The 17,751-nt window shown below is 43.3% G+C and carries 19 protein-coding genes; 17 read left to right on the top strand and 2 right to left on the bottom strand.

Translation table 11 applies throughout. The features are described 5' to 3' along the window. The first annotated feature begins 162 nt into the window (after window positions 1-162). From tkt to C1710_RS02990, 15 genes are all read left to right on the top strand, one after another. A complete protein-coding gene (gene tkt, locus C1710_RS03060; protein ID WP_102279898.1) occupies window positions 163-2,124 on the top strand; it encodes a transketolase in 1,962 nt (653 codons plus the stop codon). Between the two features lie 124 nt (window positions 2,125-2,248). Then, a complete protein-coding gene (locus C1710_RS03055; RefSeq protein WP_180961288.1) occupies window positions 2,249-2,527 on the top strand; it encodes a type II toxin-antitoxin system RelB/DinJ family antitoxin in 279 nt (92 codons plus the stop codon). Next, on the top strand, window positions 2,517-2,837 hold the full coding sequence (locus C1710_RS03050) for a MazF family toxin-antitoxin system (RefSeq protein ID WP_102279894.1): 321 nt from the start codon (window positions 2,517-2,519) through the stop codon (window positions 2,835-2,837). The genes C1710_RS03055 and C1710_RS03050 overlap by 11 nt, the downstream gene beginning before the upstream one ends. 258 nt (window positions 2,838-3,095) lie before the next feature. After that, entirely contained in the window at window positions 3,096-4,592 is a 1,497-nt protein-coding gene (locus tag C1710_RS03045; RefSeq protein ID WP_102279892.1) for a BglG family transcription antiterminator, read from the top strand. Next, window positions 4,589-5,020, top strand: a complete 432-nt coding sequence (locus C1710_RS03040) for a PTS sugar transporter subunit IIA (RefSeq protein ID WP_102279890.1) — start codon at window positions 4,589-4,591, stop codon at window positions 5,018-5,020. The genes C1710_RS03045 and C1710_RS03040 overlap by 4 nt, the downstream gene beginning before the upstream one ends. After that, a complete protein-coding gene (locus C1710_RS03035) occupies window positions 5,020-5,481 on the top strand; it encodes a PTS sugar transporter subunit IIA (RefSeq protein WP_102279888.1) in 462 nt (153 codons plus the stop codon). Before C1710_RS03040 ends, C1710_RS03035 begins: the two co-directional genes overlap by 1 nt. 17 nt (window positions 5,482-5,498) lie before the next feature. Beyond that, window positions 5,499-5,810, top strand: coding sequence for a PTS fructose transporter subunit IIB (locus tag C1710_RS03030; RefSeq protein WP_102281729.1), 312 nt, complete (start codon window positions 5,499-5,501; stop codon window positions 5,808-5,810). 18 nt (window positions 5,811-5,828) lie between these two features. Further along, window positions 5,829-6,953, top strand: a complete 1,125-nt coding sequence (locus tag C1710_RS03025) for a PTS fructose transporter subunit IIC (RefSeq protein ID WP_102279886.1) — start codon at window positions 5,829-5,831, stop codon at window positions 6,951-6,953. Between the two features lie 10 nt (window positions 6,954-6,963). Next, on the top strand, window positions 6,964-7,677 hold the full coding sequence (alsE, locus tag C1710_RS03020) for a D-allulose 6-phosphate 3-epimerase (RefSeq protein WP_102279884.1): 714 nt from the start codon (window positions 6,964-6,966) through the stop codon (window positions 7,675-7,677). A gap of 244 nt (window positions 7,678-7,921) precedes the next feature. Next, on the top strand, window positions 7,922-9,409 hold the full coding sequence (locus C1710_RS03015; protein WP_180961287.1) for a BglG family transcription antiterminator: 1,488 nt from the start codon (window positions 7,922-7,924) through the stop codon (window positions 9,407-9,409). A gap of 163 nt (window positions 9,410-9,572) precedes the next feature. Further along, complete coding sequence (locus C1710_RS03010) at window positions 9,573-10,001, top strand: PTS sugar transporter subunit IIA (RefSeq protein ID WP_102279880.1); 429 nt, start codon at window positions 9,573-9,575, stop codon at window positions 9,999-10,001. 8 nt (window positions 10,002-10,009) lie between these two features. Further along, window positions 10,010-10,483 carry a PTS sugar transporter subunit IIA gene (locus tag C1710_RS03005; protein WP_102279878.1) on the top strand — a complete coding sequence of 158 codons (474 nt, stop codon included), beginning with the start codon at window positions 10,010-10,012 and terminating at the stop codon, window positions 10,481-10,483. Beyond that, the gene (locus tag C1710_RS03000) at window positions 10,476-11,546 is read left to right on the top strand and encodes a fructose-specific PTS transporter subunit EIIC (protein WP_102279875.1); all 1,071 of its coding nucleotides are present in this window, start codon (window positions 10,476-10,478) and stop codon (window positions 11,544-11,546) included. Before C1710_RS03005 ends, C1710_RS03000 begins: the two co-directional genes overlap by 8 nt. Before the next feature lie 12 nt (window positions 11,547-11,558). Further along, window positions 11,559-11,867: a PTS fructose-like transporter subunit IIB gene (locus C1710_RS02995; protein ID WP_102279873.1), complete on the top strand. Its 309-nt coding sequence runs from the start codon at window positions 11,559-11,561 to the stop codon at window positions 11,865-11,867. A 25-nt stretch (window positions 11,868-11,892) separates the two neighbouring features. Then, a complete protein-coding gene (locus tag C1710_RS02990; RefSeq protein WP_102279871.1) occupies window positions 11,893-13,173 on the top strand; it encodes a class II D-tagatose-bisphosphate aldolase non-catalytic subunit in 1,281 nt (426 codons plus the stop codon). A gap of 75 nt (window positions 13,174-13,248) precedes the next feature. Here the strand turns inward: C1710_RS02990 and C1710_RS02985 are convergent, their stop codons facing one another. Further along, complete coding sequence (locus C1710_RS02985; RefSeq protein WP_102279869.1) at window positions 13,249-15,315, bottom strand: BglG family transcription antiterminator; 2,067 nt, start codon at window positions 15,313-15,315, stop codon at window positions 13,249-13,251. A 125-nt stretch (window positions 15,316-15,440) separates the two neighbouring features. Here C1710_RS02985 and C1710_RS02980 point away from each other — a divergent pair, with 125 nt between their 5' ends. Further along, complete coding sequence (locus C1710_RS02980) at window positions 15,441-15,872, top strand: PTS sugar transporter subunit IIA (RefSeq protein ID WP_102279867.1); 432 nt, start codon at window positions 15,441-15,443, stop codon at window positions 15,870-15,872. Window positions 15,873-15,932: 60 nt separating this feature from the next. On the opposite strand, the gene C1710_RS02975 is transcribed toward C1710_RS02980, so the two are convergent. Beyond that, complete coding sequence (locus C1710_RS02975) at window positions 15,933-17,291, bottom strand: IS4 family transposase (RefSeq protein WP_042513950.1); 1,359 nt, start codon at window positions 17,289-17,291, stop codon at window positions 15,933-15,935. A 171-nt stretch (window positions 17,292-17,462) separates the two neighbouring features. Between C1710_RS02975 and C1710_RS02970 the strand changes: the two genes are divergently transcribed. Continuing rightward, on the top strand, window positions 17,463-17,741 hold the full coding sequence (locus C1710_RS02970) for a PTS sugar transporter subunit IIB (protein WP_102279865.1): 279 nt from the start codon (window positions 17,463-17,465) through the stop codon (window positions 17,739-17,741). The last annotated feature ends 10 nt before the right edge of the window (window positions 17,742-17,751 follow it).

Raw genomic sequence — 17,751 nt, 5'->3', positions numbered from 1 at the left:
GTAGTTATTTTTTAGTAAAGCTAACCTAACTTCAAGGTGCAAGGATCATTTTTTGATCCTTACAAAAGACATTAATTGGGATTCATTAGCTGCATAGTCCTGTTAATATGGTAGTTGTAAAAGTAGGTTAGTTGTTCATTTTGATAATGGAGGTATTAATTGATGGATAAAAAGGAAATGCAAGCTGTTGACGCGCTGCGCTTCTTGAGCACCGACATGATTGAAAAGGCCAACAGTGGCCACCCGGGTGTGGCAATTGATGCTGCCCCGATGGCTTACGGGCTGTGGGAAAAGGTCATGAACTTCAACCCCGAAGACGCTGACTGGTTGAACCGCGACCGTTTCGTCCTCTCCGCAGGGCACGGTTCCTCACTACTGTACAGTCTGCTGTACTTCAACAACTTTGGTCTGACCCTCGATGACGTGAAGAACTTCCGTCAACTGGGCTCTAAGACGCCAGGTCACCCAGAATATGGCCACACGGCCGGAGTTGACGCAACTACTGGTCCGCTTTCACAGGGGCTGGCAATGTCTGTCGGAATGGCAATGGCCGAAAAGCACCTGGCTGCAATGTACAACAAGCCGGGCTTCCCAGTTGTTGACCACTACACCTACACCATTATTGGTGACGGTGACCTGATGGAAGGCCTTAGTGAAGAATCAATCAACCTGGCTGGTGACAAGGGTCTTTCCAAGCTGATCGTCCTTTACGATTCCAACGACGTTTCACTTGATGGTCCGCTGAGCCTCAGTACCGACGAAAACGTTAAGGAACGTGTTGAAGCTGCTGGTTGGGACTACTTCAAGGTTGACGATGGCAACACCGACGTTGATGCCATTGTTGACGCAATCCACCAGGCACAAAAGACTGACAAGCCATCAATGATCGAAATCAAGACGACGATTGGTTATGGTTCGCCACAGGCCGGCACCAACGCCGTTCACGGTTCCGCACTGGGTGACGAAAACGTTGCCAAGATGCGTGACTTCTTCAACTGGGAACTAGCACCGTTCGAATTCACTGATGAAATTCACCAGTTCTTCGACGATGCTGTTGCTGACAAGCTGCCAGCTTACGATGCATGGCGCAAGATGTTCAAGGAATACGCTGACAAGTACCCTGCAGAAGCTGACCAGCTGACTCGCAAGACGCTGAAGGTTGATGACCTGACGACGTCATACAAGCCTGGTGATGCCATTGCAACGCGTGTTGCTAGTCACGATATTCTCCAGCAAGTAGCTAAGGATAACCCAGAATTCTGGGGTGGGGCCGCTGACCTGGCTTCCTCTAACAAGACCTACTTGGCTGATGATGGTAACTTTACTAAGGACAACCCGGCAGGGCGGAACGTCTTCTTTGGTGTTCGTGAATTCGGGATGGCAACTGCCGTTAACGGGATGAACCTTCACGGCGGCAACCGTGCCTTTGGTTCGACCTTCTTCGTCTTCACTGACTACCTGCGGGCTGCTGTCCGTTTGGCCGCACTGATGAAGCTGCCGTCTGTCTTCATCGGCACTCACGACTCAATTGCCGTTGGTGAAGATGGTCCGACCCACGAACCAATCGAACAGCTGACTAGTTTCCGGGCAATGCCAAACCTGAACGTTATCCGTCCAGCTGACGCTAACGAAACTCTGTCAGCTTGGAAGCTGATCGGTAAGACGACTGACCGGCCAACGATGCTGGTTCTATCACGTCAGAAGTTGCCGGTTCTCTCCGAAACGGTTGACGCCCCGGTTGAAAAGGGTGCCTACATTGTTTCTGACTCCACTAAGGACGTTCCAGACGGAATCATCCTGGCTGCCGGTTCTGAAGTTTCACTGGCGCTGGAAGCTAAGAAGCAACTGGCTGCCAACGGCGAAGATGTCCGGGTCGTTTCTGTCCCATCCATGAACCTCTTTGACGAACAATCAGCTGAATACAAGGAAAGTGTCCTTCCTTCTGCTGTCACGAAGCGGTTGGCCGTTGAAATGGGTGCCACGATGAGCTGGTACAAGTACGTTGGCTTGAATGGTGACGTTATGGGGATTGACCACTTTGGTGAAAGTGGCAAGGGCCCTGAAGTTATCAAGCACCTCGGCTTTACTACTGAAAACGTGGTTAAGGCTTACCAAGCACTGTAATACCAACTAAATAAAGTCAACAAAGCAATGCCCTCGCGGCTGTCACTAATGGTGATGGCGGCGGGGGTTTTTTAGTAGTCCTTATGTTAACAATGGAGTATTATATAATCATGAGGTGATGATAATGGACTCTGTTAAGAGAAAAAGTAAGAAGTTACAGGTTAATATTGACCGTCATTTGGCGGACGATGCTGAAGAAGTTATTAATGAACTAGGGTTGACGCCCACGACAGTTATTAATGCTCTGTACCATGAAATTGCAGCTACTGGCCGCATTCCGTTAAGCTTTACCCTAACTCCAGAACAGCAAACAGAGTTGCATATTCGTCAGTTATCTGCTCGTAAGCCAGTCAAAGAGATTCGCAGCTCAAAGGATTTTGAGGAGTTTTTCGATGAGGACTAGTGATATAGCGATTGCTTTTGTTTCCTGGCCTGGTGACGGAAAACGACGGCCAATTTTCATCATTTCAGACCGTAACGGGATGATCATGTTTTATAAGATTACCAGTAAATACCAAAATAAGTCGCCACGTATTCGGAAACGATATTTTCCGATAGAGCATTGGCGGGATGCTGGGTTAAATAAGCAATCATATATTGACACCATCACGGTTGGCCGTTTGAGCAAACATCAATTTCAGCTAAGAGTGATTGGTCGATTGACTGCGGAAGATGCCAATCAGTTTGAGAGATTTCTTGAAATTCAAAAATAGTATCTTTCAAAATTTGCCCAGCAAGATGAAACAATACCTAGTTACGAACTGAGTTACAGTAGAGCGTAGTTAATGACCAGACATCGAATAAAGTTAGAGCACTAGAAGTTGCCATGACTTTTAGTGCTTTTTGTTATGTCTTCATGTCCTTAGTCAAGAGACCCCTTTTTTGAAAAGTCCCTAATCAACAGACACAGTTATGTAATCGGTTTCTTGACATTTCGATAGAATAAAAAGCGTAGAGGAAGGGGGACAGTGATGAAAGAACAATTTAAGCAATCATTAATTGCGTACCTGTTAAACCACCATGGTTACGTTGCTGGCTCCAAATTGTCGACAATTCTACATGTCTCTACCAAAACAATTGTCAGAAATGTTAAGAAAATTAATGCTGAGTCTCCTGAGACGCCATTAATTGACTCCAGACGGGGCCGCAGTTACCACTTGAATTATCAGAACTATCTGAAGGTTAAGCATGCTTCAGGAGTGCCACACAGTGCTAGCAACCTATCGACGGTTGAGCGGCGTAATGAGGTGATCAAAAAGCTGTTGATTACTTCACCGGAGAAACAACAAGTGAGAGCCGTTTTTAGTAAGTTCTACGTTAGCGACTCGGTTGTCTCTTCTGACTTGAAAATTATTCGCACGATGTTGGCAAAGTACCACCTGACAGTTTACCGAAAAAATGAGTACGTGTGGATTGATGGGAAGGAACTGGACATTCGCAAAGCGATTAATTCGCTGTTAGTTAGTGATGATGTCATTAGTATTAGTCACTTTCTTCAGGAAAACCAGTACATTCGCAAACGTGACGCGTCATTCGTTACCCGCCAGTTGGGATTCATTGAAGAACAAATGGATAGTGATATTCCATATCCCTACAATGTCAACCTGTTTTCACACCTTTACGTCCTGATTGAACGCTATCAGAATGTTGGCTCACTGGTGGAAAGTGATTATCCACTCACAACCGCAGAGAACGAGACCATGCAGGCGCATCCGAAATTGCTAAAGATTAGTGCTCAGGTGGTAGCTAACCTGAGCCGTTACTTGAATACAAACTTGCCGAAGATGGAAATTTATTACTTATACCAGTACTTAACGTCATCGCGAGTTAATGACTCACCAATTACCGTCAATGATGTCTCTGACCGCGTGCGAGCGGTGACAGACTTCCTGATTGATAAGGTGACTCAGGATCCGCAGTACCGGTACCTCAATAGTAATGAATTATTTACTAACCTGGCCAACCATATTAAGCCGTTGCTGAACCGGCTAGCTAATAACATCAAGGTGAAGAACAACTTGTTGGGGCAGATTAGCCTGGAATACCCCCACTTGTTCAAAGTGGTTAAACAGGCAACTGCCGACTTTTCCCGCCGTTATGACTTAAACAAGATTGACGATGAAGAAGTGGGATTTATTACGGTGTACTTTGCTCAGGCTGCTGAGAACAAACGGCCGCCGATTAACGTAGTAGCCGTTTGCACTACCGGCTTTGGGACGGCGCAGTTGTTGAAGGCCAAGCTGGAGAAACGTTTTTCAGAACTGAACATCATTGACGTGGTTTCCAGCCGGGAATTGGCCGACAAAATTGACCAGTACCCGAGTGTTGATCTGATCATCTCGACCATTGAACTGCCCAGAACGATTAAAGCGCCGACGCTGATTGTCAGTGCCATTCTCACCCTGGAAGACCAGGAGCGTTTGGACAAGAAGGTTGATGAAATTCGCAAAAGGATGTTGAACTCATGAAAAGGTTAGTAAAATGGATGACCTCTTTTACGGGTGATGACCAGATGGCGGTGCTGCAATTTGTCGGCAATATGTTACAGCAGCGTGGGTTAATTGGGGATGCGGCAGAAATTCAACAAGAATTTCTGCAACGAGAAGAAAAGGGCAACACGATTTTATCTGATAACCTTGCAATCCCGCATACGCAAAGTCCACTAGTTAACGAAGCAGCACTACTGTACTTACGCCTACCGTTGCCGGTAGTGTGGGATGCTACACAGGAAGTTAGCAGGTTTGTTTTCATCTTGTTGCCAGAAAAAGCTGCCAAAAGTGACTTGCTGGCAATGAAGGACTTCTTTATCCAACTTGCTAATGACCATGTTATGACATTTTTAGCCAGTGGGACCCGCCAAGAGGTAAGCAAAATTATAAATGGAGAGCTAGATTAATGGAGAATTTATCTTTAGACCAAGTTATTGATAAAAGGACAATTATTACTGATCTTCGAGCAGACAATAAGGACCAGGTTATTCGGGCGCTTGCGAAGCGTTTTTACGATGCTGGCTACATTACATCTGTTGATGACTATGTTCAGTCCGTTTATGAACGGGAAAAAGAAGGAGCTACGGGAATTGGTAACCACGTAGCTATTCCTCATGGAAAAAGCGCCACGGTAAAGAAGAACGGGGTGGCAATTGCCATCTTAAATCATGAAGTGGCGTGGGAGTCACTGGATGACACCGGGGCCAAGGTCGTCGTGCTGTTTGACGTTGGCGATGACAGCGAGGGCGCTAAAACCCACCTAAAGATGCTGGCGATGTTTGCCAAGAAATTGGGTAAAGAATCAGTTATTGAAAGCCTGTTGAAGGCGGAAAGCGCTGATGACGTCGTTGCTGCAATGGAAGAATAAATTTGGAGGTCTGCATTATGAAAATTGTTGGTGTATCTGCATGTACTGTCGGCATCGCTCACACTTACTTAGCGCAGCAAAAGCTGGAAGACGCTGCTAAGAAGGCGGGCGATCAGGTAAAGATCGAAACGCAGGGGACGATCGGTGTTGAAAACGAACTGACCCAGCAAGAAATTGACGAAGCGGACATTATCATTTTGGCCGTTGACGTTAAGATTTCTGGCGAAGAACGTTTTGCCGGTAAGAAAAAGGTCAAAGTGTCAACCGAAGTGGCGATCAAGTCGCCAAATAAGTTAATTGCTAAGCTTCACGAATTAGCTGGTAAGTAATATTGGGAGGAAATTGTCATGAACGATAGTTTTTGGAAAAAGGCCAACTTTAAGGGCCACTTATTAACTGCTATTTCATACTTGATTCCAATTGTCTGTGGTGCTGGTTTCATTATCGCCATTGGGATGGCCTTTGGGGGTAAGTCACAAGACGCATTGGTAATGGGCAAGTTTACCTTTACTCAAGCCCTGGCAACGCTCGGTGGCAAGGCGTTAGGGATGCTGCCAATGATCATCGCAACCGGGATTGCCTTCTCAATTGCTGGTAAGCCGGGGATTGCCCCAGGTTTCGTTACCGGGCTGGCTGCTATTTCTATCAGTGCTGGGTTTATTGGCGGGATCATCGGTGGTTACATCGCTGGTTGGCTGTCTGTTGCGGTATTGAAGTACGTTAAGGTTCCTCACTGGGCAAAGGGTTTGATGCCGACGCTGATTGTGCCGTTCTTAGCTTCAATCGTCAGTGGCTTGATCATGGTCTATATCATCGGTGCACCGGTGGCTGTCTTCACAAACTGGCTGACTTCCTTCCTGAAGAGTATGAACGGTGCTTCTAACCTGGTATTTGGTGCCGTTCTGGGTGCACTCAGTATTGTCGACTTTGGGGGCCCGATCAACAAAACCGCCTTTGCCTTTGCACTGACGCTCCAAGCACAAGGAATCAACGGTCCAGTTACCGCTTTGCAACTGACTAACACTGCTACGCCGATTGGCTTCGGATTCGCTTTCCTGGTTGCAAAGATGCTTCACAAGCGGATTTACACTGAAGAAGAAATTGAAACGTTGAAGTCTGCTGTTCCAATGGGTGTTGTAAACATTGTTGAAGGTTCCATTCCGATTGTTATGAATGACATTATCCGGGGGATTGTTGCTGCCGGTCTCGGTGGTCTTTGTGAAGGTGCCATTTTGATGTCATTGAGCAACGGTCAAGGTGCTACCGTCCCATTTGGTGGGTTCCTGATGCTGCCAACGATGGGTAAGTACTGGTGGGTTGGTTTGCTCGCCATTGCTGCGAATGTTTTTGTCACAGGTGTTGTTTACGCCATCATTAAGAAGAATATTCCAGAAGGCGAAACTGGCAACAAGGCTGACGATGCTGAAGAAGAAGCAGATATTGACCTTGACGATATTTCCGTAAGTGATTAGGAGGTAGAAGATGTCTCGGCAAATTCAATTATCACCATCGTTGATGACGATGAACCTTGATAAATTCAAGGAAGAAATTATATTTTTAAACGATAAAGTTAATTCATACCACATTGATATTATGGACGGACACTTTGTTCCTAATATTACTCTGTCACCATGGTTTATCGAACAAGTTCGCAAGATTTCAGACGTACCGATGTCAGCTCACTTGATGGTTACTAACCCAACTTTCTGGGTAGAACAATTAATCAACGTTAAGTGTGACTGGATCTGTATGCCCGCTGAAGTTGTTAACGGGGTGGCCTTTCGGTTGATTGACCAGATTCACGATGCTGGTCTGAAAGCGGGGATGGTACTTAACCCAGAAACCAGTGTTGATGCATTAGCACCGTACCTCGATATTCTGGATAAGGTGACGATCATGACGGTTGATCCAGGTTTTGCTGGCCAACGTTTCCTCACTGAAATGCTCGATAAGATTACTCAGCTTCGCCAGTTGCGCGAAGAAAAGGGCTACCATTACGAAATCGAGATGGACGGGTCGACCAACAAGAAACACTGGAAACTGTTGTCAGATGCTAATCCAGATATCTACATTATTGGTCACAGCGGTCTGTTCGGCCTGACCGATGATATCGCAAGTTCGTGGAATCAAATGGTTGCCGAGTACGAAGAAGAAACAGGCTTCCAGTTTGACAACGGTGTTTATAAGCACAATTAATATGTTTTCTTTAGGATAATAATCAAGTAAGCTCCTCGGGTTCGTTACCTAGAGGAGCTTTTGTTATATGAAGATTAAACTGTAAAGTAGACCAATTTGATATGGTCAAATAGGTTCAAAGAAAGAGAGAGAAACTTCTGAAGGTTCTCCCCCTTTCATTTTAATTTGACTACTGCTATGGTCACACGAGAGTAAGCGCTTTCCAGATTACTTCCTAACATTAAATTAGGGGAGGTTGGCTACTGTGACAAAAAGAACGAATAAAGAACAACAATTGATTAATTACTTGCTTAATAAGCGGAACTATATTCCTTCAAAAGAAATTGCGGATGCCATTCATAGCTCGCCGAAGACAGTTTATCGTCTCATCAAGAAAATAAACGCTGGGAGTTCAGGTGGCAAACTAATTAGTTCTCGTCGTGGAATTGGGTATCGTCTAAGATATACCAATTATCTATCACAAAATATGAATCTAACAGAAGAATCATTGGGAGAATTAACGTCTGTGGAACGGCGTTACCACATTTTAAGACAGCTGTTGGTCACCTCACCAGAAAAACATAAGATTCAAGATATTTTTGGCAGTTTCTATATTAGTGAATCAGTTGTTTCATCTGATATTAGGATTATTAGGCAAATGATTCAAAAATACCACCTTGTGTTGCACCGCCGCAGTGACTATTTGTGGGTCACAGGTAATGAAAAGGATATCCGAACGGTAATAAATGAATTGTTAATTGGTGATGATGATATTAGTATTGGTCACTTTTTGAAGAGTAACGATAACATTCATCAGACTGATGCCTCTTTCATTACTCGACAAATTAACCTTATCGAAAGTCAGCTAAATTCAACTATTCCTTATCCCTATGATGTTAATCTCTTTTCGCACCTCTATATCTTGGTTGAGCGTTATCACCGGGTTGGCTCGCTGGTGTCTAATAGTGATGACACAGAGGACGGATTGAAAAGAGCTGAAAAAGAAAGTCCGCAGATTATTAGGGCTTTACGTCAGGTAATTAACAATATTAGTAATTATTTACATACTGAAATACCACGTTCGGAGATTTTTAATCTCTATCAATACCTGAATTCATCTCGTTTAGAAGGGAAAAATACCGATCATCGTCACGAAATAGGAACTGTTAATGCAAAAGAAATGGCAGTCACCCGTGTATTGATCAATGAAGTGGCTGCTACTCACCGATTACAAATTAATCGTGAGGCGCTGTATAGCAGTTTGGTAAAACGTATGAAGCCGTTACTGAATCGGTTAGCAAACGGGATCAGAATCAAAAATTCCTTGTTGGAACAAATCAAGTTGGAGTGTCCGGCTCTTTTTGAAAGTGTTAGCCAAGTTAGTCAAGAATTTAAGTTACCAACCATAGATGAAGATGAGAGTGGTTTTATTACTGTTTACTTTGCACAAGCCATAGAACAGATGCAGCGGACAATAAACACTGTAATTGTCTGTACTACAGGGCTAGGAACTGCGCAGTTGTTGAAAACTAAGATTAGTAATCGTTTCCCAGAGTTAAATATTATCCAAACAACGGCGGTGACTGACCTCTCTGAGACGATTACTCAAGAGAAAGCTATTCAGCTAATTATTTCAACTTTAAAACTGCCAAAGGTAAACGACATTCCTGTATTGATATGTAGCGCATTATTTTCAGAGGAAGATCAAGACAGGTTGAGCAAACTTATTAGCAAAATTAAAAGTGAATATTAATTAAGTGGCCATTGCAATCGTCAGTCATCTGTAAGCGTTATCAGAAAAGAAAAAATACAATATAGTTGTAAGCAAGAAGAAAACATTAATGACTATCAAATTAGTTGCTGCAGCTGAAGTCTTCTTACTTGCTATTGAGTATTTTTAAAAAGAGGTATTTCGGGTGAAAATCCAAGTTGATTGGGAACGATATAAAACTAATGAGCAGCAAGAGTTGCTCTACCAGTTTGGTAAAAGCCAGCAATTGTCAGGAATCATTACTGATACAGGACGCTTCATCCATGAGATTGTTCAGCGCGAACAATTGGCTTCCACAATTGTTGCCAGCAACTTAGCAATCCCACACGTTCGTTCTTCTAATGTTCTTCATTTCAGAATTGAAGTAGTGAAGTTAACGACACCGCTGAAAGACTGGGAAGGGTATCAGGGAATCGACCGCCTCATTTTTACACTTGTACCGCTAAAAATGTCAATTTGTGATCAACAAGAATGTAAGCAATTCTTTTTAAATCTAGGCAGACAAGAAGTACTCAATTTGTTCAGTCATGGCAGTCAGAAAGATCTAAAAGATTATTTGAGAGAGAAGAGGTGATTCCAATAATGGATCAAGTGGATGTCAAAAATATTGTCAGCATTTTGCCAGTTTTTGGGATCGATGCGAGTGACAAGGACGAAGCTTTAACACAGATGATTAAGGCACTTAAACATCGAGACTATATTACTGATGAAACTGGTTTTAAGGATGATATTTACCATCGTGAGAAAGAAATGGCTACATACATCGGCCACGGAATTGGATTGCCCCATTCTCAAAGCAAGTATGTCATTCATCCTACGGTTGTCGTTGGTCGGCTTAATCAACCAATTGTTTGGAGCGGTGATGACCAAGTAACGTTGGTTTTTATGATTGCTGTTCCTCGTGAGGCACGTGGCAATCTGCATCTGAAGATTTTAGCTAATCTGTCTAGAATGCTGATCCACGACGACTTTCGGGAACAACTTGCAACGGCTTCGCCTGAGCAAGTTATCGCGATGATGGATCGTCATATGGTGAGGAGTAATGTAAATGGCTAAAAAACAGCATAAGTTCTGGGCCGCGATTCAGAAACATTTAATGACTGCGACCGGATACATGATTCCATTCGTTGTTGCCGGTGGGGTAATTTATGCCGTTTCGGTCATGATGACCGGACAGGCAGCTGCACCGAAACCGTCTGATGGATGGATTTATCAAATTAGTTTAATTGGTAGCGCCGGTCTAGCACTGTTTATTCCAGCGCTAGGGGGCTACCTTGCATATAGTATGGCAGGACGGGCCGCTATTGGTCCTGGTTTTATTACCGCTTACCTAGCTGTTCAAGTTCATACAGGATTTATTGGTGGAATTTTAGGTGGTTTACTGGCCGGTTGGACAGTAATGTATCTCAAGAAAATCCCAATTTCTGAACACTATAAGGTTTTAGGTAGTATTTTCCTTTATCCATTAGTGGGGACTTTGATTCCTGCATGTATTGTTCTGTTTGTTATTGGGGACCCGGTTGCTTCGTTCATGGCTTGGTTAACTAACACGCTCAAGTCCATGGGCGGTATGGCAAGAGCTCCACTGGGGGCAATTATGGGTGCCATGATCGGTGTGGATATGGGTGGTCCAATCAACAAGGTTGCATGTACCTTTGCCCAAACTCAGGTGAATACCCTGCCATTCCTTATGGGAATCATGGGCCCATCCGTTGCTACTCCGCCAATTGGTCTTGGTCTTGCCACATTACTGTTTAGAAAGAAGTTCGCTCCTGAAGAACGCAACAGTGGTTTGGCAGCTATTCTGATGGGATGCTGTGGGATTACGGAAGGGGCAATTCCGTTTGCTACAGCTGACCCATTGCGAGTAATTCTAGCTAACACGATTGGTTCATTAGTTGCTGGTGCATTCTCAGCTTACATGGGTGTTGTTAGTCACGCTCCATGGGGTGGACTTATTACCCTGCCAGTTGTTGGAGGACGAATCTGGTATGTTGTGGCGGTTATTCTTGGTTCGCTAGTTACGGCTGTAATTGTTGGTCTGACCAAGAAGGACTACGTTCCAGAAAAGAAATCGGCTGACGATGAGGATATTGATTTGGATATTACGACATTCTAAAAGGTGATTTTTATGAATATTGTAGGAATAACATCATGCCCTAGTGGTGTTGCTCATACCTATATGGCTGCTGAAGCGCTAGAACAAGCGGCTAAGGCACAAGGTATCAACATCAAAGTTGAGACACAGGGTTCCGGTGGAACGGAAAATACACTAAGCACCGATGATATCAAGAAAGCTGACTTTGTAGTTCTGTCAAATGATACTGAACTTTCTGGCACCAATCGGTTTAAGGGTAAAAAAGTAGTTCAACTAAGTACAACGCAAATGATTGCAAAATCTGGTGCACTAATGAAGAAATTGCAATCAATGGCGAAGTAAACACATTAAAGAGGGAAAAAGAACAATGACAGAGACAAATGATTTATCAATTAAGCAAACTGTTACTAATATGCTGAAACTTCAGGATGAGGGACGCCGCTCAACTTTGATTGGTATTGGACCAATGTCACCAAACCTGCTGGAAGCAACGTTTGAACTTGGCCGTGACTATGACTTTCCGTTGATGTTTATTGCTAGCCGTAACCAAGTTGAGAAGGATGATCTGGGCGGTGGCTACGTCAATGGTTGGAATCAAGAGACCTTTACTCGTGACATCAAAGCGGTAGCCGATAAAACTGGTTTTAAAGGTTTGTACTATGTTTGCCGGGACCATGGTGGTCCATGGCAGCGAGATGAAGAGCGTAATGCTCACCTGCCAGTAGATGAGGCAATGGTAAAGGCTAAGGAATCATACTTGTCTGATATTGAAAATGGGTTTGACCTGTTAATGATTGACCCGACCAAGAACCCGTATGAAATGGGTAAAGTCATTGACATGGATAAGAACTTGAAGTGGACCTTTGAGTTGATCCAATATTGTGAAAATGAACGGAAGAAGCGTGGCCTTCCTGAAATTGGTTACGAAGTTGGTACTGAAGAAACTAATGGCGGGTTAACCACGACTGATCGTTATGAGACTTTCGTACAGAAGTTGAAGGCAAAGCTGGATGAGAATGGGCTGCCAATGCCAACCTTCATTGTTGGCCAAACGGGGACATTAACCCGTCTTGGCGAACAGGTTGGTCACTGGAACCTGAAGAACACTCTGGAATTAACCGCGATGGCGAAAAAGTATGGTGTTGGTTTGAAGGAACACAATGCTGATTATTTGAGTGATTATCAATTGCTGCTTCACAATCCAGCTAATATCACGGCTTCTAATGTTGCTCCACAATACGGGACGGCTGAAACCGAAGCTTATGTTACCCTCTATAATGTTGAACAACGTTTACACAAAGATGGCTTAGTTGATGATCCATCTAACCTTAAGCCAGTGCTGATTGATCGTGCCGTACGAACTGAACGTTGGCGCAAGTGGATGGAAGGCGATGATGTTAACCTGAAGGTTGAGGATGTTTTGGCCAATGATAAGTTGAAGGAAGAAATCCTTCACCTTGGTGGACACTATGCCTTTAATAATCCTGATGTTAAGAAGGAAATTGCTAAGATGACGAAGAACTTGGAAGCTAACTACATTGATGTTCATGGCTTTGTAATCGAATCAATTAAGCGGCCAATTCGGCAGTATATCCAAGCATTGAACTTAACGGGATTAACAACTGCTGTTCGGAAGATGGGCAAGTAACTCCCTGTTGAAAATAAGAAATGTACATCAAAGAGGCTGGCGAGAATAGACTCGTCAGCCCTTTCCATTTGTTTGTTAATTAGCTAGTAAATGACTCTGGTGCAAAATGACTTTTAAATCGTCCTTTGTTGGTGAAGCAATCACCTTTTTAAGCCATTTTTTATCAGAAGCAAATTTTAACATAACTTCGAGAAATGGAACTTGCAGCTTGGCATCGACTGGGGCCAGGGTAATAACAATGTGAATGGTTTGACCGCCAATGCTAGTAAATGGCTGCTTGAAGAGATTAAATCCAATCCCTAGTTTGTTAACCCCGTCTGCTGGCCCTCCATGAGCAAGCATAATACCGTTGCCGATAATCATGTAATCGCCGTGATCAATGGTCGATTGAATTATTTTAGTGGTGTAAGAGTGGTCAATGGTACCAGCATCCTCCAATGGTTGAAACGACTGTTGAATTGCTGCTTGCCAGTTAGTTGGGCTCTTAAACAGTTGGAGGTATTGTTGATTAATTCCGAGGAACCGTTCCCTATTAGGATAATTCATATTGACACTTTTAGCAGAAAGGAGAAAGTCCAACAGAGCTTGTTTCAGCTGCTGGGGATGCTCAATTCGCGCGTATTCTGCAATGACGTCGATTAGTGATTCAATGTTAATTCGTGACGCAGTTTCCTTTGATAAAACGTTAGTCTCAATCAGAAAACGCTGAATAGTTTGCCAATCAGCTTTTGAGGGCATTGCTTGAATTTGAATGTGGGGAACTTGTCGATCGTAATTGACGGGAAGAGTACTGATGACACCAGCAACATTGCTCCAGTTGACATTTTCAAGTTCCAAGGTGTTGAATGGGCGCCGAAAGTTGACAGAGGGGTAAACATTCTGGAGTTGACTAAACAAAAGGTGTGAGGTGCCAATACCACTAGAACAAACAACAAGAATTTCATTCTTGAGCTTCTTACGGTGCTGGTTGCGAAGAGCACTGCCAAAATAGATAGAGATCAGAGAAATTTCATCGTCCGAAAGCTTAGTATTGAGATACTTTTCAAGCGGTGAGACAGATAGTCTGGTCAGTTGAAATGTTTCTTGATAATTGGTAGTTATTTCATTAAGCAAAGGATTATGGTATTGGATATGATATTTGCACCGGTAATAAGTCGGAACTAGGTGAACAGTTAAATTCTCAATGAGTTTGTTAATGTTAATTGATAATGATGCATTGGCTGAGAGAACCCAAAGGTGAACTATTTGTTTTGCAATGGGGCGTAATTTATTCATCATCGGGTTATCCCGGTCAATATAGGAAAATTGGTTTGCATTGACAATCTCGCTCAGATAGTTGACTTCAGCAGGATTGTTAATCTTAATGCCTTTTAAAAATCTAGTGGCCCACATATTAGAGAGCGAGTAAGGAAGGGCTGAATCATTATCAGAAACAGGAAGGTGATAGTGTTTAACGGTTATTCTGAACGTATACCAGTCCAGATAATGGAGCAGCGAGTGAAAAGCATTACCAGTCAGTGCACTCCCGGTAATCTTTTCGAATTGTTTGAGTTGCTTTTCGATATAAGAATGATGTTGGTCGAAGTTGGGAACACAGATGAAGTGGAGGACTGTGGATAAGTGTGATAAGACCCAGCTGCGCTTAATCATTTCGGGGCCAGCAATTGCTTTGCCACGAGGAGTATTGACCATGGTAAGTCCCTCGGGCAGGTTGGCTTTAACATAACGAATGTCACTAAGAATCGTATTTTTGCTAACACTATACAGTTGTTGCAGTGAAGAAATGACGGGAAAATAATCACTAATCATTAGGAAGGTATCTATAATTTGCCGTTCGTTATTTCGCGGTGTTTTTTTAAGCTGGATACTTATTTTTGGCAAAAGTTCATTTGTAGGATGACTATTTTGTAAAGCTTGACGAGTTTTATCGGACAGAAAATAACCAGTTGGACGGATATAGGAAATTGGATCAAGGTCAGCAGCGGATAATTCGCTGTTGACCTTTTTAATTGTGTAAAAAAGAGATCGTCGAGAAATTTCCAGTTTATCAGCTAAAGATTGTGAATCAGTAAACTTGGCTGTTGATTCGCAAAGGTTTGTCAGCAAGTCATTGCCATGGCGACTTTTGCTAAAGTTAATCATTTTATTATCCTCTCCAATCGTGCACAATTTTTGCACTCATCCACAAGATATTATTGCGCTTGTGTACTTTTTTGTAAATACCTATACTGCAAGGCGAAAAGACATGGAAATGAGGTGATTGGGAGATGTCTTTAATCGATCCGGAGCTGATCCAAGTCAATGTTGAAGCAAATAGCTGGGAAGAAGCCGTTAATAAGGCTGTCCAACCACTTGTAGAACATAACAAGGTAACGGATCAATATCCAAAGCGGATCATCGAAATTGCAAAGGAAACGGGACCATATATTGTGATTGCCCCCCATGTTGCACTACCACACGCTAGCTCTAAGGACGGTGTGTTGGATGACGCTATTGGATTAACGGTTCTTAAGGAACCAGTTAAGTTTGGCAACAAGGCGAACGATCCAGTAAAGTATCTCTTTACGCTTAGTTCCGTTAAACCTGAGGGCCATCTGGGACAGATGGCGGAACTTGTGAAAGTCTTGCAAAAGAAAGACCTTTACCAGCAGTTAGATCAGGCTAATAGCCCACAGCAAGTAGATGAAACTGAAACTTGAAAGTATGAAGACAGACTGATCCCTTGGTATCACAGGGCATATTTTAATTAATTTAACCATTTAGCTTGCTGTTAACAGCGAAACTAACCGTTTCGGCAAAAATGTGAAGAACTGATTCATCATCTGAATAATTTGGGCTCTTCTTGCATAAACTTCATGATTAATAATCGTTTTTAACGAATTTAGAAGCCATACCAGTGCTTGAGACAACTCAATATCTGGCATGGCTTCGTTCATTATAAAGAATAAATCCCCAATGGTGCGATCATCCTGATTTTGCCGTTCCTGCCAAGCTAATAGGTCATAAGTCATCATGACAATTGCTAAATGGCCACAAAGCCCGTCATAATTTTGAACTTGTGATTTGTCGAGCCGCAAGTATTGCTTGGCAACTTTAAAGTAATTCTCAATTTGCCATCTTCGGGCGTATAGTTGAATGATCGCTTGTGGCTGAAGGCCTAACTGAGTCGTTGCCAGTACTAGGTAGTCATCTTGACGGGCCCGATTAGCCACAAATACCAAGCGAAGCTTGAATTTTTGGTTCCCGACGTGCGCTTCGACAAAGCAGCTGTATTGATAAGCTTGCTTGGGTTGATATTTTGAGGCCTGCAGTCGCTTGTATAATGCTTTAACTGAATATTGCCGTCCGCGATATTGATAGTAAATTTTGCTGGACCGTTTAAGCATGCCCACGCCGTTTAATCCCAACTTGGTTAATTCATAGAACATTTTTGGTGAGCTATACCAGCTATCAAATAACACATAGTCAGCCAGAACGCCATTTGCGAGGGCTTGCTTGACAAGTTGCAATGAAACGAGGTTCATTTTTTGCTGTGCTTGGCGACGTCTCCGGCCAGCAATTGTTCGTTGATCGGTTGTTTTAGCTGATTTTCCAAGGACGTTTTGTGGCTTCTTGGAAGACATTAATGCAAAGTTGATCGGTAAGAATGTATTGGCGTCACTCCAACCCAAAGTTAAAGCCCGGTATCCCTTAATATATAACTGTTTGTCATGGTCAAAGACTCGCGCTAGTAATTCGGTTTGGGTGGCGTACTCACGGGAAAAGAGTGTATCGTCAATGATCAATGCTAACCGCCGCCGGCGGTCAATAAACGGTCGTAAATGCTTGATTAAATGACTCCCAACTTGACAAATCAAGCGTTGCCAATTGATCCGGCCATCGTTCAAATTATTTCTGACGGTGCGACTGGTAAAGTTAGGTGTTTCATGGGCTCGATAAAGCGAGCGTCCCAGGAACTTTGTCGTGAGCAGCCATTCAATGACCTTCATCAAGCTGATTTCTGAATTCCGGCGATAATTCACCAACTTGGTGAGTTTAGATAGACCAATGAGGGAAGTAAATTGATGAACAATATTGTGAAGCTCGTTTTCTGTATTTTTTTGTCTTATAATATTCATGACGTAAGTCTCCTTTGTATCTTGGTTTTGGTCGACTAAAGTATACAACGCAGGAGAGCTTGCGTTTATTTTTTTGCCAAAAAAGCCAATAACCACACGCCTTTGGCGTGATTATTAGCTTTCAAGTTTCAGTAGATGAAATTGTAAACGACTAGAAAGGAAGTTTTTGTTATGGCTAGCGCATTAGTAACTTGTCGGAATGGTATGGGAACGAGCACGATGATGACGGTGCAGGTTCGGAATGTTGCTTCGAAAAATGGTTGGGATCTTGATGTTTCACACTCCAGCTTAGATGGTGTTGGTAGCTTTAACGGCGACGTTGTGATTGCACTGAACGACGTGGCTGACGATCTTAAGAAAGAATACCCTAATAAGAAAGTTATTGGTATTACTAACATGATGGATGCCAATGAAATCGAAGAAAAGCTGAAGCCAATTATGGAAGGCTAGGGGGAGATGT

The sequence above is a fragment of the [Lactobacillus] timonensis genome (assembly GCF_900240275.1).
Lineage (GTDB): Bacteria > Bacillota > Bacilli > Lactobacillales > Lactobacillaceae > Limosilactobacillus > Limosilactobacillus timonensis.
Note: the sequence above shows the minus strand (reverse complement) of the source record. Positions and strands in the feature narration are given on the sequence as shown.

What these genes read in the sequence shown, in the direction of transcription:
- tkt (WP_102279898.1), top strand. Translation starts at nt 163, where the DNA reads ATGGATAAAAAGGAAATGCAAGCTGTTGACGCGCTGCGCTTCTTGAGC.
- C1710_RS03055 (WP_180961288.1), top strand. Translation starts at nt 2,249, where the DNA reads ATGGACTCTGTTAAGAGAAAAAGTAAGAAGTTACAGGTTAATATTGAC.
- C1710_RS03050 (WP_102279894.1), top strand. Translation starts at nt 2,517, where the DNA reads ATGAGGACTAGTGATATAGCGATTGCTTTTGTTTCCTGGCCTGGTGAC.
- C1710_RS03045 (WP_102279892.1), top strand. Translation starts at nt 3,096, where the DNA reads ATGAAAGAACAATTTAAGCAATCATTAATTGCGTACCTGTTAAACCAC.
- C1710_RS03040 (WP_102279890.1), top strand. Translation starts at nt 4,589, where the DNA reads ATGAAAAGGTTAGTAAAATGGATGACCTCTTTTACGGGTGATGACCAG.
- C1710_RS03035 (WP_102279888.1), top strand. Translation starts at nt 5,020, where the DNA reads ATGGAGAATTTATCTTTAGACCAAGTTATTGATAAAAGGACAATTATT.
- C1710_RS03030 (WP_102281729.1), top strand. Translation starts at nt 5,499, where the DNA reads ATGAAAATTGTTGGTGTATCTGCATGTACTGTCGGCATCGCTCACACT.
- C1710_RS03025 (WP_102279886.1), top strand. Translation starts at nt 5,829, where the DNA reads ATGAACGATAGTTTTTGGAAAAAGGCCAACTTTAAGGGCCACTTATTA.
- alsE (WP_102279884.1), top strand. Translation starts at nt 6,964, where the DNA reads ATGTCTCGGCAAATTCAATTATCACCATCGTTGATGACGATGAACCTT.
- C1710_RS03005 (WP_102279878.1), top strand. Translation starts at nt 10,010, where the DNA reads ATGGATCAAGTGGATGTCAAAAATATTGTCAGCATTTTGCCAGTTTTT.
- C1710_RS03000 (WP_102279875.1), top strand. Translation starts at nt 10,476, where the DNA reads ATGGCTAAAAAACAGCATAAGTTCTGGGCCGCGATTCAGAAACATTTA.
- C1710_RS02995 (WP_102279873.1), top strand. Translation starts at nt 11,559, where the DNA reads ATGAATATTGTAGGAATAACATCATGCCCTAGTGGTGTTGCTCATACC.
- C1710_RS02990 (WP_102279871.1), top strand. Translation starts at nt 11,893, where the DNA reads ATGACAGAGACAAATGATTTATCAATTAAGCAAACTGTTACTAATATG.
- C1710_RS02985 (WP_102279869.1), bottom strand. Translation starts at nt 15,315, where the DNA reads ATGATTAACTTTAGCAAAAGTCGCCATGGCAATGACTTGCTGACAAAC.
- C1710_RS02980 (WP_102279867.1), top strand. Translation starts at nt 15,441, where the DNA reads ATGTCTTTAATCGATCCGGAGCTGATCCAAGTCAATGTTGAAGCAAAT.
- C1710_RS02975 (WP_042513950.1), bottom strand. Translation starts at nt 17,291, where the DNA reads ATGAATATTATAAGACAAAAAAATACAGAAAACGAGCTTCACAATATT.
- C1710_RS02970 (WP_102279865.1), top strand. Translation starts at nt 17,463, where the DNA reads ATGGCTAGCGCATTAGTAACTTGTCGGAATGGTATGGGAACGAGCACG.